Here is a 15,309-nt window from a genome sequence, read left to right as displayed (position 1 = left end):
GCGCCGGACGCCGTCGGCGGACGCGCGGCGGGCCCGGAACGGAGGTGCCGTTCCGGGCCCGCCCGCGCGATGTCCGCTACTGGGCGGCGTGCCGTCCGTTGCCGCGGGGGCCGGTCCCGTCCGCGTCCTCGGCCTCGTCCGCCCCGAAGTCGGGGTCGACGGCCGGCAGCGCGGCCAGGTAGGTGGAGGCGACCAGCTGACCCACCGCCTGGTACGCGCCCAGCGGCGCGGCCGACGGGCAGCCGGACTCCTCGGCGGCCGCGGCGAGCAGCTCGGCGTCCGCCTCGGGGCCGATCACCAGCGGGGCCAGGGCCGGGTTCTGGGCACCCATCTCCTTGAGGTGGGCGACGGCCTCGGCCACCGAGCCGGGGATGTCCAGCGCGGCGGCGACGACCGGGACGGCGAGCCGGGCGGCCAGCAGCATGCCGGTGATGCCGGCCGCGTCGGCCGCGGGCTGCCCACCGACGGTGGTGAGCACCACGCCGTCGGCGGCGGTCGCGATGGCGAACAGCCGGGCGCGGTCGGCGCGGGCCAGGCCGGCCTCGGAGAGGCGGACGTGGACGGCCTCGGCGAGCAGCGGGTGCGGGCCCAGGGTGTCGGTGACCTGGGCGCCGTACTCGGCGGCGAGGGCGTGCAGTTCGGCGAGGAAGCCGTGCGGCCCGGGCACCAGCGGCACCACGACGGGCGTCGGCAGGCCGGCCTCGGCCGCCTCGGTCAGGAGTTCGGCGACGGTGCGCTCGGCCTCGGTCCCGCCGGTCTGCTGGCCGTCGGTCCCGCCGGTCGGCAGGTAGCCGGCGGCGGTCAGCACGCCGTTCTGCTCGCTGCGGACGATCGACAGCAGCTCCTCGACCACGGACCGGGATTCCGGTCCGGCGGCCGCGGGGACGGCGAGCAGCAGGGCCGGGGAACCGGCCGGGATCTCGGGGCGCTCGGGACGGCGGTGGCGCCCCCGCGCACGGGAGCCTGGAGTACGGACGGGCAGTGGCGCGCCCGGGATGGCTGCGGTGCTCATGGCGGAGATCGTAGGACATCTGCCCGCCCGGCCCGCATTCGGCTGCCGTACCGGGTGGGACCACCGCTGCGAAAACCGGACATAACCGGCCTCCGGGCGGCAGTTGTCCCGGTACCCGCGCAGATGCGACGGAACGGGGCTTTCGTTGCAGCAGTGGCGCGTGAGATGTCTCACAGCATACGACCGGCCTGACGGAGCGTCACTGAAGTGCGACTCCCGGCGTCGGAAGATCAACATTCAGCGGGGGGTCGCCTACGGGCGGTTAGCGGCTACCTGTCGATTCGCTCGGCTATGTCCGCTTATATGCCGCCGGGGGGGCTCTTTGCGAAGAGTTCCGGTTCGGTGTCGAAAAGGCCGTGCACCTGCAATGTCCCGTGCTGATGCACGTGCACTGGAGCTATCATCGCGTCAAGTGAGGCGTTGTGCCGGGCCGGTACGGGGCCGGCCCGGTCGTACGGCCGGGGCCGGGGCGCCGAGCTGGACGACCCACTCCGGAGCTCTTCGGGAGATTTCTATGCACGACTCGCACGACACGTACGACACGTACAACGGGATGGCCGCTGCGGACCTCGAAGGCGTGGTCTGGCAGAAGAGCCTGCACAGCAACTCTCAGGGGAACTGCGTCGAATTCGCCGCCCTTCCGGGGGGCGAGGTGGCGATGCGCAACTCGCGCTTCCCGGACGGTCCGGCGCTGATCTACACCCGGGCCGAGATCGCGGCACTGCTGCTGGGGGCCAAGGACGGGGAGTTCGACCACCTGGCGGTCTGACCGGTCGCCGGCTTCACCATCGGGGGGCCGTCGTGGGTGCTGACACCACGACGGCCTTTGTCTTTTCCGGCCGACCCGCCGGCGCTCCCGGTTCCCCCGGTTCCCCCGGTTCTCCGGGCGCTCCCGGCTCTTCCTGCCACCGGGGTCCGCCGCCGAGGGGTGCCCGGCCTTTGTGGCGGAGGCCTGCGCGGGGCCCGCGTGCGCCGCCCGCGTTCCCCCGCCCGCGTTCCCCCGCCCGCGTTCCCCCGCCCGCGTTCCCCCGTCCGCGTTCGCCGGTCCGTCCGCCCCGCCCTCGTCCGTTCTCCGCCGCCCGCCTCCGTCGCGCTGCCGAGCCGCCGCACGCGGATCGGAGGGACGCCACCGCCGGGAGGCTGCCGGTGCCCGCTGCCCGAGGGCCGCCGATCGCCGTTGCCGGGGTGGAGTGGTCGCCGGAGGAACTCGCCGGCCGCAGTGTGGTGTTCCCGGCACGGCTGTCCGCGGACGCGGAGTCAGGCCGAGCGCCGGTGCCGTCCGCCGAACTCGGCCACGGGGGCCGGTCGCAGGCTCTCCTCCGCCTCGAACAGTGCCCAGACCACCTTGCCGCCGCCCAGCGGGTGCCATCCCCAGGAGCGGCTGAAGGAGTCGACCAGGTGCAGCCCGCGGCCGGACTCGGCCACGAAGTCCGCCTCCCGGGCCACCGGGCCCAGGCTGCTGGGATCGCTCACCGCGCAGACCACCTGGGGCGCGCGGTGCACAAGGCTTATTCGGATCGGCAGCCTGCCCTCGGGCGTCGGCTGCGTGGGAAAGTCGTGGTCGTCCGCCGTGGTCGGGCACGCGCCGATCGCGTGCCGCAACGCGTTGGTCACCAGCTCCGAGGCCACCAGCGCGACGTCGTCGAAGAGCTCGCCCAGGCCCCAGCGCTGCAGGGCGGTCCTGGCGAAGTCGCGCGCGGTTCTGACGGCTTCGTAGCGGGGAGCGAGCGTACACGTGACCACATGGGGGTCGACTGCCAAAGCCGTTCCGGTGCTCATGAAGAGCTCCTCCCATAAGGGGGCGGACACGGCTGGACCCGCCGGGGTCATGCCGGTCACCTCCGACTCGCTCGGCCGCGCGGCCGCCCCTCGACCAGGCGCGCGCGCACGAGGGCCCGGAGGCGCGGGGGCGCTGCCGGGCCGGTGCACGGAATCGCGCGTGGGGTCGACGCGGAGCCCGCGGGATTGCCAGGGATGTGCAGGTGCACGTGCACCATCGTGCTCTGCGCTCACTACAGATGCAAGAGCCGATTCACGTGCAGTCGTTCAAATGGCATATGCAAGCGCCGGATGCACGTGCATCCTGGTGTGCGGAGTGCAGAACTGATAGGAACATCCGTCAGTATCGGCACCGTGAGCGCTCAACTGATGGCAGACTGTGCGCTGTTTGCCCTAGGTGGAGGTTAGGACCGCATGACCACAGTTCAGCCGGGCGGCGGCTCGATGGTCCGCCGGATCCTCCTCGGCTCCCAGCTGCGCCGGCTCCGAGAGACGCGCGGCATCACCCGCGAGGACGCGGGCTACGCGATCCGGGCTTCCGAGTCCAAGATCAGCCGCATGGAACTCGGCCGGGTCAGCTTCAAGGAACGCGACGTCGCCGACCTGCTCAGCCTCTACGGCGTGGACGACGGCCTCGAACGCGAGGCGCTGCTCGGCCTGGTCCGTGAGGCCAACAAGTCGGGCTGGTGGCACAGCTTCAACGACGTCCTGCCGGGTTGGTTCCAGACCTATGTCGGCCTCGAGGAGGCCGCTGCCCTGATCCGCACCTACGAAGTCCAGTTCGTCCCCGGCCTGCTGCAGTCCGAGGAGTACGCACGGGCGGTTTTCGGCCAGAGTCGGCCGGTGATCAGCGAGGAGGAGGTCGAACGCCGGGTCAGCCTGCGCATGCGCCGTCAGAAGCTGCTCACCGAGGGCGGCAGCCCGCGGCTCTGGGCGGTCATCGACGAGGCCGCGCTGCGCCGTCCGGTCGGCGGCCCCAAGGTGATGCGCGGCCAGGTCCAGTACCTGATCGACGCCGCCGAGCAGGCCAATGTGGTCATCCAGGTCATGCCGTTCCGCTTCGGTGCGCACGCCGGTGAGTCCGGTGCGTTCACCATCCTGCGCTTCCCCGAGCAGGACCTCGCGGACGTGGTGTACCTGGAGCAGCTGACCAGCGCGTTGTACCTGGACAAGCGCGACGACGTCGACGCCTACATCCAGGTCATGGAGCGGCTCTGCGTGGACAGCCTCACGCCCGAGCGCACCATCGACCTGCTGGCCTCGATCCTCAAGGAGCGCTGAGCCCGGACCGGACCGGACCGGTGCCCGCAGGGGCGCCGGACCGGGACCCGGACAGGTGGAGCGGCCGCCGGCCGCCGCGGTTCAGCCGCGGGCCGGCGGCCGCTCCCGTTCCGGCGGGAGCGGCTGCGGCGGACGGCCCAGGTGCCAGGGCAGGTCGTAGCGGCGGAACAGGTCGGCCCGGATCGGGGCCAGCGGGAGTTCCGCCCCGGGCAGCAGCACGCCTATGCAGCCGCCCATCAGCGCGCTGCGCAGCACCGCGTGCTCGGCCGGCGGGTCGGGCGCGCCCCAGTCGCGCAGCAGTCCCTGCAGGATCGCGCCGAGCCGCTGCTGCTCCGGGTCCTGGACGAAGGCGCCGGTGTCCGGGTCGAGGATCAGCGCGAGGTGCGAGCGCATCACCCTCGGGTGGTCCATGGCCAGGCTCAGCACCGCGTCGATGGCCCGGGCCAGCCGGTCCTCGGGGCCGGCCCCGGGTGCCAGCTCGTCGAGGGCGGTGGAGAGCGCCTGGTGCATCATCCGGTGGGTGGCCGACTGCATCAGCAGCCGTTTGCCGTCGAAGTAGTAGGAGAGCAGGCCGCGCGCGAGCCCGGCCCGCTCCGCGATGTCGGTCAGCGTGGTGCCGGCGTATCCGCGCTGGTCGACCAGCTCGACGGTGGCCCGCATGATGCGTCGCCGGGAGCGCTGGCGCATCTCCTCATTGACCGAATCCCCGCGAGGTGCCATCGTGTCTGCTCCGTACGTTCGTTGGCTGGCGGCCAATATACTGGCCGGGCCGGCGACCGAACCCCGGCGGCCGGCATTCGGCCGGGCGGTCCGGGGTCGGCGCGTACGGAGGCGCCGGCCCTACCAACACGGGGGTTTGGTAGAGCCGGCGCCCAGCCCGACGGCGAAGGGTGGATCCGGGATGATGCGGAACCTCTGCCGCCGCTCAGCTCTTGCTGAGGATCTCGTCGCGGCGCCCGGCCAGGTCCTCCCGGCCTACTGACGGATAATCATAGTCCGGTACCGGCAGGCTGGTTGCCTTCTTCCGCCGGTCGAGCGCGGCACCCGCCACGGCGATCACCAGGCCGACCAGCGCGACCCCGGTGACGAACAGCAGCGCCGGCCGGTAGCCGTCCAGCTGTGCCTCGGCGCCGGTGCCGCCGTTGCTGCCGGCGGTGATGATCGCGGTGGCGCCGGCCAGCACGACCGCGGTGCCCACCTGGATCGCGGTGTTCACCAGGCCCGAGGCGAGACCCTGCTCCTCGTCCGCGACCCCGTCGGTGGCGGCGATGTTCACCGAGGGGAAGGCGAGCGCGAAGCCGACGCCGAGCAGGACGATCGAGGGCAGCACCAGCACCGGGTACGAGCTGTGCGCGTCCAGCCGCAGGAACAGCGCGAACGCGCCGACCAAGGCCAGCAGGCCGATCGGCAGCAGCCGGCCGGTGCCGAAGCGGTCCACCACGGGGCCCATGAACGGCGCAGAGAGCGCGATCATCGCGCCGGCCGGGAGCAGTCCGAGCGCCATCGTCAGGGCCGACCAGCCGAGCAGGTCCTGCAGGTAGAGGGTGACCACGAACTGGAAGCCGCCGTACGCGCCGGTCATCGCGAAGGCGATCACATTGGCCCGGGCGACCGAGCCGTTGCGGAAGATGCCGAGCCGCACCAGCGGGTGCGCGGTCCGGCTCTCGACCACCAGGAACGCCGCCGCCAGCAGTGCCACGACGGCCAGCGAGCCCAGGGTGCGCAGGCTCAGCCAGCCCGCGCCCTGCGCCTCGGTGACGGTGAACACCAGCAGCAGCACGGCGGTGGTGCCGGTGATCGCGCCGAGCACGTCGTAGCGGCCGGTGACCTTCTCCTCGGTCGGGCGGGGGAGCAGCCGGACGGCGAAGACCAGGGCGAGCAGCGCGATCGGGACGGGCATCAGGAAGGTCCAGCGCCAGCCGACCGCCGTGAGCAGGCCGCTGAGCACCAGGCCGAGCGAGAAGCCGCTGGCGCCGCAGGTGGTGTAGATCGACAGTGCCCGGTTGCGGGCCGGGCCCTCGGGGAACGTCGTGGTGATGATCGACAGGCCGGCCGGCGCGGTGAACGCGGCCGCGACGCCCTTGAGGAAGCGGGCGGCGATCAGCAGGCCGCCGTCGTCGACCAGGCCGCCGAGCAGGGAGGCGGCGGCGAAGACGCCGAGCGCGGTCAGGAAGACCCGGCGGCGGCCGAGCAGGTCGGCGGTGCGGCCGCCGAGCAGCAGCAGGCCGCCGTAGCCGAGTACGTAGCCGGAGACCACCCACTGGAGGGTGGAGGTGGACAGGTGGAGTTCGGAGCCGATGGAGGGCAGGGCGATGCCGACCATCGAGATGTCCAGGGCGTCCAGGAAGAGCGCGGCGCAGAGCACGATCAGGGTGCCCCAGAGCCGGGGAGTCCAGTGGGCCCCGGCATGTGACGGATCGTCGGTGGTCGTGGCGGTCGCTGTGGTCATGGCGCAAGACACTACATGCACATGCATCCAATGCAAGTGAATAAGATGTTAACGCATAAGTTGTTGACGCTGTGATACTGTGGCGGCGTGGCTGAACTCGACTCCCCGGAGGAGGCAGGGCTGGTCGCCCAGTGGCGCGACCTGCTCGCCCGGCATGCCCGGACCGCCTGTCTGCTCGACCGTGAGCTCGGCGAGAAACACGGCCTGGGCATGAGCGAGTTCGAGGTGCTGGAGCGCCTCGTCGAGGGCTGCGAGAGCGGCGACAAGGGCCTGCGGGTGCAGGAGCTCGCCCCCACCGTGCACCTCAGTCAGAGCGCCCTCTCCCGGCTGATCGGCCGGCTGGAGAAGGCAGGGCTGGTCACCCGGGCGATGTGCGCCGCCGACCGGCGCGGCATCCAGGTCGCACTGACGGAGGAGGGCCGCCGGTGCTACGCCGAGGCCCGCGCGCTGCACCGCGAGGTGCTGTCGCTCACCCTGGCCGAGGAGCCGTAGGGCGCCCCCGCACGCGGAGCTGACGCATCGTCAAGCGCCTTGTGCTGCCCGGAGGGTGGCGAAGGCGACGGGGGGCTCAGCGCAGCGCGAGCAGGCCCGGGGCGACGGCCAGAAGCACCACCGCGGCGGGCACCGCCAGCGCGGCCAGGGTCAGCCGCAGCCGGTGCGGCACGGACAGCCTCGGCCGTCCCGCCAGCAGCCGGTCCACCCGCTTCGGTGACTGCGCCTGCCCGGGCGGGCAGGCGCCGAACACCCCGCGCCCCAGATTGATCCCCGCCAGCGCGAGGGCCGTGGTGTGGCGCCCGTGCCGGCGCGCCGCCCGGTCGTCCGCCGCCAGCTCCACCAACTCGCCCACCTGGTCCCGGAAGGCGCGGAACACCCCGACCCCGGGGAATCCGGAGGCGAGCGCCTGCGCACCCTGGGCCAGCCAGTGGTGCCGGGCCCGCACGTGCTCGCGCTCGTGGCTGAGAACCGCCTCCAGTTCGCGGGCGGTGAGCTGGTGGAGGGCCCCGGTGGTGACCACCAGCCGGGAGTCCTGCCCCGGCAGCGACCACGCCTCCGGGCGGACGTTCTCCAGGACCACCAGCCGCTCCCGGCGCGGCCGCGCGCCCGCGCCCGAGGCCGGCTCGATCGACTCCGGCAACGGCGGCGAGAGCTCGGCCAGTTGGGCGTGCCGACGGGCCCGCAGCGCCTTCGCGGTACGGATCTCCCGGGTCAGCGCGACCACCGTCTGCAACCCGCCCGCCGCCAGCACCGCCGCGCAGAGCCGGCCCCAGCCCTCGGCGTTGTGCAGCCCGTACGCGGCCTCGACGCCGCTCGGCGCGCAGGCGAAGAGCACCGTGCGCAGGTCGGGCAGGGCGGCCATCGCGGCGAGCACCAGGCCCAGCGCGCAGCACAGCAGCACCGCCACCACCAGGCACTGCCAGACCAGCAGCGCCAGGACCGGTTCCCGCTCCACCCAGCGCGCCCGGACCAGCAGCCGGGGGGCGAGGGTGGCGAGCAGCAGTCCGAGCAGCAAGAGGCCGAGCAGGGCCGTCATGGCATGGGCTCCCCGGGGACGCACGGAGCGCGACAGTGCGCTTCCGGTCAACCTATGCGCTGCCGGAGCCGGGTGGAACGGCTTTCGGTCACCCAGTGACCAACGCCACGACACCTGGCGGACGGGGCCGGGTCACGGGGGGCGTGCCGGTGCCGCGGACCCGTTGCCGGGCGGTGTGCCGCGGCGGGTCGCGGGGGAGTCGGACGGTCGTCACATGGTCAGGAGCATGGCGAACATGCCGATGCCCATGGACAGTCGGCAGGCCCGGGGCAGTCCGGCCGAGGCCACCGCCGCCGTGCCGCCGGAGCCGCTGAGCAGCCGGCTGCCGGACCACAGCGCGTACCCGCCGAAGTAGGCGAGCAGGGCGCCGGTCAGCGCGGGCGAGCCGGCCGCCGGATGGTGCCCGGCGTGTCCGTGGGCGGCGGTCATCGCCAGCGCCATGTACGTCATCGCCAGGGCCCCGACCGCGTGGTGCAGCCGGTGCGCCCGCCGGTCCGGCCGCCGGGCGGCCGCCAGTACCAGGAGCACCGCGGGCGGACCGTACACCCAGGCCCACACCTCGCCCGGTACGGCCGTGCCGGCGACCGCCATGGCGGCCATGCCGAAGCCCATCAGCCCCTCGGCGAGGTCCGCCTCGTGGGCGTGCAGCCGGCCGGTCGCGGCGCCGGTCGCGGCGCCGGGGACGGCCGGGGCCGTCACGGGTGTGCACGGGGCGCGGCGCAGCCGGGAGAGGCAGTAACCGCCGGAGGCCGCGGTGAGGGCGGCCAGCAGCCAGCTGACCAGGTCTGGACCGTGCAACGGCGGCCTCCCGGACGGCGCGGACGGGCGTAGCGTCCACGATCACCGCTCGCCGCCGCGCGCAGCAGGGCGCGTGCGGGGGCGCACGGTGGTGATTCCCGTGGTGCGGCCGGACGTCGGGCGCCGCCCGGCCCGGTGGCCAGGGGCCGGACGACCCGGTGCGGACGCCCCGGTCCGGACGACCCGGTGCTGGCGCTCCGGTCAGCCGGCGAGCCGGCCCGAGGCGATCACCCGGCTCAGGAAGCGCCGGGTCCGCTCCTCGGTCGGCGCCCCGAACACCCGCTCCGGCGGCCCCTGTTCGAGCACCGCCCCGCCGTCCAGGAAGCAGACCTGGTCGGCGACCTCGCGCGCGAAGCCCATCTCGTGGGTGGCGAGCAGCATCGTCATGCCCCGCTCCTTGAGGTCCCGCACCACCGACAGCACCTCGCCGACGAGTTCCGGGTCGAGCGCCGCGGTGATCTCGTCGAGCAGCAGCAGGCGCGGCCCGGTGGCCAGGGCCCGGACGATCGCCACCCGCTGCTGCTGTCCGCCCGAGAGCCGGTCCGGGTAGGCGCCGGCCCGGTCCGCGAGGCCGAGCCGCTCCAGCAGCTCCAGCGCGCGCGCCTCCGCCTCGGCGCGCGGCACCCCGTGCACCCGGCGCGGGGCGAGCGTCACGTTCTCCAGCACGGTCAGGTGCGGGAAGAGGTTGTAGGACTGGAACACCACGCCGATCCGCCGTCGGACGGCGTCCTCGTCCACGCGCGGGTCGGTGATCTCGGCGCCGTCCAGGAAGACCGCGCCGTCGTCGATCCGCTCCAGCAGGTTGACGCACCGCAGCAGTGTCGACTTGCCGGAGCCGGACGCGCCGATCAGGGCCGTCACCGAGTGCTCGGGCACGCTCAGGTGCACGTCCGCGAGCACCACCCGGCCGTCGCCGAAGGTCTTGCGCACCGCCTCCAGCCGCAGGACCGGCTCGGCGCCGGCCGTCCTTCCCGTCGCGGTCACGACAGACCCCCTTCGTAGCGCCGGCGGTCGGCCCGGGCGGTCAGCCAGCCGGTGAACCGGGTCAGCGGGACGGTCAGTGCCACGAAGACCAGCGCCGCCACCAGGTAAGGGGTGGAGTTGAACGACCGGCCGTTGATGATCTTCGCGGCGTAGACCGCGTCGATCACCCCACCGATCGACACCAGCCCGGTGTCCTTCTGCAGGCTGACCAGGTTGTTGAGCAGCGGCGGCACCACCCGGCGCACCGCCTGGGGCAGCACCACGAAGCGCATCGCCTGCGTGTGCGACAGGCCCAGCGAGCGGGCCGCGGCCAGCTGGCTCGGGTGCACGGACTCGATCCCGGCCCGGAACACCTCGGACACGTAGGCCGCGTAGGTCAGCACCAGGGCCGCGCCGCCCAGCCACAGCGGGTCGGTGGTGACCCCGGTCAGCCGCAGTGCCGGGACGCCGGTGATCATCACCAGCAGGCAGATGATCATCGGCAGGCCGAGGAAGAAGTCCACGTACACCGTGGCCAGCAGCCGCACCGGCAGGAAGACCGGCCCGCGCAGCGTCCGCAGCAACGCGAGCAGCAGGCCGAGGACGAGGATCAGCACCCCGCAGACGGCCATCAGTTCCAGATTGATCCGCAGCCCCTTGAGCACCTCGGGCAGCGCCTGCCGGGCGTACTCGGCGCTGAAGAACGAGCGCCGCACCGCCGGCCAGCCCGGCGAGCCGACCACCAGGGCGACCAGCGCGACCGCCGTCAGCAGGGTCGAGGCGGTGGCGATCAGTGCCGAGCGGCGGGCCCGGCGGCGGCGGAACGCCTCCCGGGCCAGCCGCCGCGGCGAGGGCCGGTAGTCCGCCGGGTCGGCGGCCTTCGCGGGTGGCAGCCCCGTCCGCTCCGCGCTCGCGCCCCGGGTGCCCACGGCCCCGGTGCCGACGTCCTCCGCGCGCATGTTCTCCGCGCTCATGTCCTTCGCGCTCACCTCCTCCGCGCTCACCGCAGCACGGGAGCGGACACGGCGTCGGACAGCCACTCCTGCTCCAGCCGCGCGAGCGTGCCGTCGGCCCGCAGCGCGTCCACCGCCGCCGAGACGCAGCCGGTCAGCCGGGAGCCCTTGTCCAGCACCAGCCCGAACTGCTCGCCCCCGCCACCGCCGCCCGTCAGCTGACCGACCACCACGGCCTCGGTCACCTCGGCCCCGGTGATGTAGAAGGCCGTCGGCAGGTCCACCACCAGCGCCTCGACCTGACCGTTCCTCAGCGCGGCCTTCGCCAGGTCGTTGGAGTCGAAGACGGCCGGCGGCGCGGAGGGCCGCACGGTGCCGGTGATCGCCTCCAGGCTGGTGGTCCCCACCTGGGCGCCCAGCTTGACCCCCTTCAGGTCGGCGAGGCTCCGGGCCGAGGCGGCCTTGGAGCTCTTCAGCGCGATCACCGCCTGCCGCACGTCGTAGTAGCCGGAGGAGAAGTCCACCGCTTCCCGGCGCTCTGCGCTGATCGACACCTGGTTGATGTCGAAGTCGAAGTCCTTGGGGCCGGGCGCGGTCGCCCGGCCGAACGGTGTGACCACCCAGGACACCTTCTCCTTCGGGTACCCCAGCTTCGCCGCGACCGCGTACGCCACCGCCGACTCGAAGCCCTTGCCGCTCTCCGGCCGGTCCTCCGAGAACCACGGCTCGTACGCGGGCTTGTCGGTGCCGACGGAGAGCGCCCCCGCGGTGCGGGTCGGCAGCGCGCCGGGCGAGCAATCGGCGGGGCTGCCCGGGGCCGGGGCCGAGGCGCCGGAGGCCGGGTCCTGGGCGGCGCAGCCGGTGACCGCGGCCAGCAGGGCGCCGGCGAGCAGCGCGGCGACGGCGGACGTGCGGGGGAGGGGCATGGCGGTGCTCCTGGGCGCGAAGAGGCGGACCGGTCGGGTGATGACCTCCCCCGGTGGCGGGCCCGGGACACGCGCGGCATGGTCGCCTTGGGAGGCTTCGTCCCGTGCCGTCCGGAAGATCCCCTCGCCTGTTCACGCGCCCGTCACGCGTGCTCCACCGCAGGTCACGAAAGATCCGTCGCCGAACCCCCCCTTGAACAGAAGAACCTTTCGTACATATGGTGGTCTCGTTGAAAACCCTCCTGTCGAAGTGAGTCCCCGATGCAGAATCTTTCGCCAAGGGTCGCTGTGGCGGCCGACGCCCCGGCCCAGAGCCTCGCCGCGCACCCGGCCTGGCTGCGACTGAAGGACGCCGTCGAGACCCTGCGCCCCCTGCAGTCCAAGGACGGCTCCATCGACCTGGCCGCCGTGCAGCGCCACACCGTCGACCCGCTGGTCGCGACCGTGCGCACCGCCGTCGCCGAGCTGGCCCCGCTCTTCCAGCACGACGCCGCCTACCTGGCCGCCGTCGACGCCGACCTGGCCAAGTGGGCCGACACCGGCTACCGGGAGCCCGACTTCCTGGACTCGCTGCTCGCCTTCCAGCCCGCGACCCAGCGCGAGGACGGCCTGCAGCACCTGGTCGTCTTCCCGATGTACACCCAGAACGGCAACCCGGACCGCAACCTCGAGGCCGTCCTGCTGAACGTCGTGTGGCCCGACTGGCTGGCCGAGCTGGAGCGGACCCGCTTCGACAACCCGATGTTCGTGCCGATCACCTTCACCGACTTCACGGCCGGCTACGACACCAACTCCGCCGTCCTCTTCCCCGAGACCGTGGCCGTGCGCAAGGCGCCGGAACGATTCACCTGGGGCGGCATCTTCTGCGACCGCGAGGCCGCCCGCTTCCGCGTGGTCTCCACCAACGCCGTCGAGCTGCTCGGCCTGGAGATCCCCGCCGACGCCGAGAGCCTGCTGCAGGACCAGGAGCGCTCGCAGCAGACCTTCGTGCTCTGGGACCTCATCCACGACCGGACCCACAGCCACGGCGACCTGCCGTTCGACCCCTTCATGATCAAGCAGCGCAGCCCGTTCTGGATGTACGGCCTGGAGGAGCTCCGCTGCGACCTCACCACCTTCAAGGAGGCGGTGAAGCTGGAGACCGAGGGCAACGTGCACGCCCGCGACGTCCAGTACGCGATCCTCTTCGACCGCCTCTTCCGCTTCCCGGTCAGCGGCGACCGCGTCCGCAACTACGACGGCATGGGCGGCCAGCTGCTCTTCGCCTACCTGCACAAGCACGACGCGCTGCGCTGGCGCGACAACCGCCTAAGCATCGACTGGGAGCGGGCCCCGCAGGTCACCAACGCGCTCTGCGCCGAGATCGAGACCCTCTACCGCGACGGCATCGACCGCCCGAAGCCGGCCCACTGGATCGCCGCCTACGAGCTGGTCTCCCGCTACCTCACCCCGCACCCGGCCTCGACCTGGGCGAAGGGCACCGAGGCGCTGCCGTTCGGCACCACCGACGGCAAGGCGCTCAACAAGGCGCTGTGCGACGCTGTGCTCCCCGACGAGTTCCCGCTGAGCATGTTCTACGAGGCCCTCTCGAAGAAGCTCGGCGGCGTCATCGCCTCGACCGCCGGTATCACCGGCGCCGGCCTGCAGGGAGTCGCCGCGTGACCACCGCACCCAAGGGACCGCTGACCGGCAAGGTCATCGCCGTCGCCGGAGCCAGCGGCCCGGCCGGCCAGGCCGTGCTGCGCCGCCTCGCCTCCGACGGCGCCACCGTCATCGGCGCCGACATCGACGCCCAGCGCCTGGAGTCCGCACTCGACTCCGTCCGCATCGCCGTCCGCGGCGCGCGCGTCAGCGGCCAGGTCATCGACCTCCTCGACCCGCAGGAGGTCCACGACTGGGCCGACCACCTGGAGGCCGAGCACGGCCACGTCGACGGTGTGTTCCACCTCGTCGGCGGCTGGCGCGGCAGCAAGACCTTCTTCGACAGCCGGATCGACGACTGGGACTTCCTGCACGACACCGTCGTGCGCACCCTCCAGCACACCTCGCTGGCGTTCCAGCCCGCCCTGGTCCGCAGCGAGTCCGGCCGCTACGCGATGATCTCCGCCGCCGCCGCGCACAAGCCCACCGCGGGAGGTGCCGCCTACGCCGCCGCCAAGGCCGCCACCGAGGCCTGGACGCTCGCCATGGCGGACTCCTTCCGCAAGGAGACCACCGCCGAGGACGGCAAGCCCACCGCCGCGGCTGCGATCCTGGTGATCAAGGCGTTGGTCAGTCCCGAGATGCGGGCCGAGAAGCCGGAGGCGAAGTTCGCCGGCTTCACCGACACCGCCGACCTCGCCGAACACCTCGCGGGCCTCTGGGACCGCCCCGCAGAAGAACTGAACGGACAGCACCTGTGGCTGACAGCCCAATGACCGACCTTTCCGAGCTCTCCGGCCACACGGACGCGCAGCGGCGGCACGACACCGCCGTGCGTGGCTTCGCCAGCGACAACTACGCCGGCGTGCACCCCGAGGTGCTCGCCGCCATAGCCGTCGCCAACGGTGGCCACCAGGTCGCCTACGGCGAGGACGACTACACCACCCACCTGCAGGACGTCTTCCGCCGCCACTTCGGCGAGCAGGCCGAGGCGTACCCCGTCTTCAACGGGACCGGCGCCAACGTCGTCGCCCTGCAGGCCCTGCTGCCGCGCTGGGGCGCGGTGATCGCCGCCGAGAGCGCCCACATCAACGTGGACGAGGGCGGCGCGCCGGAGAAGATGGGCGGCATCAAGCTGCTCACCGTCCCCACCCCCGACGGCAAGCTCACCCCCGAGCTCATCGACCAGCAGGCCTGGGGCTTCGGCGACGAGCACCGCGCGCAGCCGCTCGCGGTCTCGATCACCCAGAGCACCGAGCTCGGCACCCTCTACACGGTGGAGGAGATCCGGGCGATCGTCGACCACGCGCACCAGCTCGGCATGCTGGTCCACGTGGACGGCTCGCGCCTCTCCAACGCCGCAGCCTCGCTCGGCGTCCCGCTGCGCGCCTTCACCACGGATGTGGGCGTCGACGTGCTGTCCTTCGGCGGCACCAAGAACGGCCTGCTGCTCGGCGAGTGCGTGGTCGTGCTCAACCCCGAGAAGGTCCGGAACATCAAGTTCCTGCGCAAGACCTCGATGCAGCTCGCGTCGAAGATGCGTTTCGTCTCGGTCCAGTTCGAGGCGCTGCTCTCGGGCGACCTCTACCTCCGCAACGCCGGGCACGCCAACGCCATGGCGAGCCGGCTGGAGGCCGCGGTCCGCGGGATCGACGGTGTGACCGTGGTCCGCCCGGTCCAGGCGAACGCGGTGTTCGCGATCCTCCCGCGCGAGGTGAGCGAGCGGCTGCAGAAGCGCTACCGCTTCTACTTCTGGAACGAGCACACCGGCGAGGTCCGCTGGATGTGTTCGTTCGACACCACGGAGGCCGACATCGACGCCTTCGCCGCGGCCATCGCCGAGGAGATGGGCCGCGCCTGAGGCGCGTTCCGACCGCTGATCGTCCCGTCCCGCCGCCGCGGGGCGGGACGATTTGCTTCTGACAGTCCCGTCCCCGTACAGTTCCGGAGTCGCCGCGAGAGAACGGGGACAAGCG

General features: G+C 72.9%; 15 protein-coding genes. 6 read left to right on the top strand and 9 right to left on the bottom strand.

Annotation, left to right across the window (positions count from 1 at the left end):
• Positions 1 to 76 precede the first annotated feature (76 nt).
• The gene (locus tag BI06_RS41845) at positions 77 to 1,012 is read right to left on the bottom strand and encodes a hypothetical protein (protein ID WP_063764141.1); all 936 of its coding nucleotides are present in this window, start codon (positions 1,010 to 1,012) and stop codon (positions 77 to 79) included.
• A 514-nt stretch (positions 1,013 to 1,526) separates the two neighbouring features.
• On the opposite strand from BI06_RS41845, the gene BI06_RS41840 reads away from it, so the two are divergent.
• Entirely contained in the window at positions 1,527 to 1,781 is a 255-nt protein-coding gene (locus tag BI06_RS41840) for a DUF397 domain-containing protein (RefSeq protein WP_030392214.1), read from the top strand.
• A gap of 488 nt (positions 1,782 to 2,269) precedes the next feature.
• Here the strand turns inward: BI06_RS41840 and BI06_RS41835 are convergent, their stop codons facing one another.
• A complete protein-coding gene (locus BI06_RS41835) occupies positions 2,270 to 2,791 on the bottom strand; it encodes an ATP-binding protein (RefSeq protein ID WP_233290527.1) in 522 nt (173 codons plus the stop codon).
• A gap of 414 nt (positions 2,792 to 3,205) precedes the next feature.
• On the opposite strand from BI06_RS41835, the gene BI06_RS41830 reads away from it, so the two are divergent.
• Positions 3,206 to 4,072 carry a helix-turn-helix transcriptional regulator gene (locus BI06_RS41830; RefSeq protein ID WP_030392216.1) on the top strand — a complete coding sequence of 289 codons (867 nt, stop codon included), beginning with the start codon at positions 3,206 to 3,208 and terminating at the stop codon, positions 4,070 to 4,072.
• Positions 4,073 to 4,153: 81 nt separating this feature from the next.
• Here BI06_RS41830 and BI06_RS41825 read toward each other — a convergent pair whose 3' ends face one another.
• Both BI06_RS41825 and BI06_RS41820 read right to left on the bottom strand, forming a co-directional pair.
• Complete coding sequence (locus tag BI06_RS41825) at positions 4,154 to 4,759, bottom strand: TetR/AcrR family transcriptional regulator (protein ID WP_233290526.1); 606 nt, start codon at positions 4,757 to 4,759, stop codon at positions 4,154 to 4,156.
• A gap of 238 nt (positions 4,760 to 4,997) precedes the next feature.
• Complete coding sequence (locus BI06_RS41820) at positions 4,998 to 6,521, bottom strand: MFS transporter (protein ID WP_051742921.1); 1,524 nt, start codon at positions 6,519 to 6,521, stop codon at positions 4,998 to 5,000.
• Positions 6,522 to 6,608: 87 nt separating this feature from the next.
• Between BI06_RS41820 and BI06_RS41815 the strand changes: the two genes are divergently transcribed.
• Complete coding sequence (locus tag BI06_RS41815; protein WP_030392219.1) at positions 6,609 to 7,013, top strand: MarR family winged helix-turn-helix transcriptional regulator; 405 nt, start codon at positions 6,609 to 6,611, stop codon at positions 7,011 to 7,013.
• 76 nt (positions 7,014 to 7,089) lie between these two features.
• Here the strand turns inward: BI06_RS41815 and BI06_RS41810 are convergent, their stop codons facing one another.
• The 5 genes from BI06_RS41810 to BI06_RS41790 form a co-directional block, all read right to left on the bottom strand.
• Positions 7,090 to 8,052 carry a M56 family metallopeptidase gene (locus BI06_RS41810; RefSeq protein WP_030392220.1) on the bottom strand — a complete coding sequence of 321 codons (963 nt, stop codon included), beginning with the start codon at positions 8,050 to 8,052 and terminating at the stop codon, positions 7,090 to 7,092.
• Positions 8,053 to 8,262: 210 nt separating this feature from the next.
• Entirely contained in the window at positions 8,263 to 8,850 is a 588-nt protein-coding gene (locus BI06_RS41805) for a DUF5134 domain-containing protein (RefSeq protein ID WP_043477340.1), read from the bottom strand.
• A gap of 201 nt (positions 8,851 to 9,051) precedes the next feature.
• On the bottom strand, positions 9,052 to 9,834 hold the full coding sequence (locus tag BI06_RS41800; RefSeq protein WP_030392222.1) for an amino acid ABC transporter ATP-binding protein: 783 nt from the start codon (positions 9,832 to 9,834) through the stop codon (positions 9,052 to 9,054).
• Positions 9,831 to 10,817, bottom strand: a complete 987-nt coding sequence (locus BI06_RS41795; RefSeq protein ID WP_233290525.1) for an amino acid ABC transporter permease — start codon at positions 10,815 to 10,817, stop codon at positions 9,831 to 9,833. The genes BI06_RS41800 and BI06_RS41795 overlap by 4 nt, the downstream gene beginning before the upstream one ends.
• Positions 10,814 to 11,692, bottom strand: a complete 879-nt coding sequence (locus BI06_RS41790) for an ABC transporter substrate-binding protein (RefSeq protein ID WP_030392224.1) — start codon at positions 11,690 to 11,692, stop codon at positions 10,814 to 10,816. The genes BI06_RS41795 and BI06_RS41790 overlap by 4 nt, the downstream gene beginning before the upstream one ends.
• Before the next feature lie 261 nt (positions 11,693 to 11,953).
• Between BI06_RS41790 and BI06_RS41785 the strand changes: the two genes are divergently transcribed.
• From BI06_RS41785 to BI06_RS41775, 3 genes are read left to right on the top strand one after another with little or no spacing between them, the layout of a single operon-like run.
• The gene (locus tag BI06_RS41785) at positions 11,954 to 13,354 is read left to right on the top strand and encodes a DUF6421 family protein (RefSeq protein ID WP_030392225.1); all 1,401 of its coding nucleotides are present in this window, start codon (positions 11,954 to 11,956) and stop codon (positions 13,352 to 13,354) included.
• Entirely contained in the window at positions 13,351 to 14,109 is a 759-nt protein-coding gene (locus BI06_RS41780; protein ID WP_030392226.1) for an SDR family oxidoreductase, read from the top strand. Before BI06_RS41785 ends, BI06_RS41780 begins: the two co-directional genes overlap by 4 nt.
• Positions 14,106 to 15,194, top strand: coding sequence for a low specificity L-threonine aldolase (locus BI06_RS41775; protein ID WP_030392227.1), 1,089 nt, complete (start codon positions 14,106 to 14,108; stop codon positions 15,192 to 15,194). Before BI06_RS41780 ends, BI06_RS41775 begins: the two co-directional genes overlap by 4 nt.
• Positions 15,195 to 15,309: the final 115 nt, after the last annotated feature.

The organism is Kitasatospora sp. MBT66 (assembly GCF_000710405.2).
GTDB lineage: Bacteria > Actinomycetota > Actinomycetes > Streptomycetales > Streptomycetaceae > Kitasatospora > Kitasatospora purpeofusca.
The sequence above is the reverse complement of the archived record's forward strand: the minus strand, read 5'-3'. Positions and strand labels throughout refer to the sequence as shown.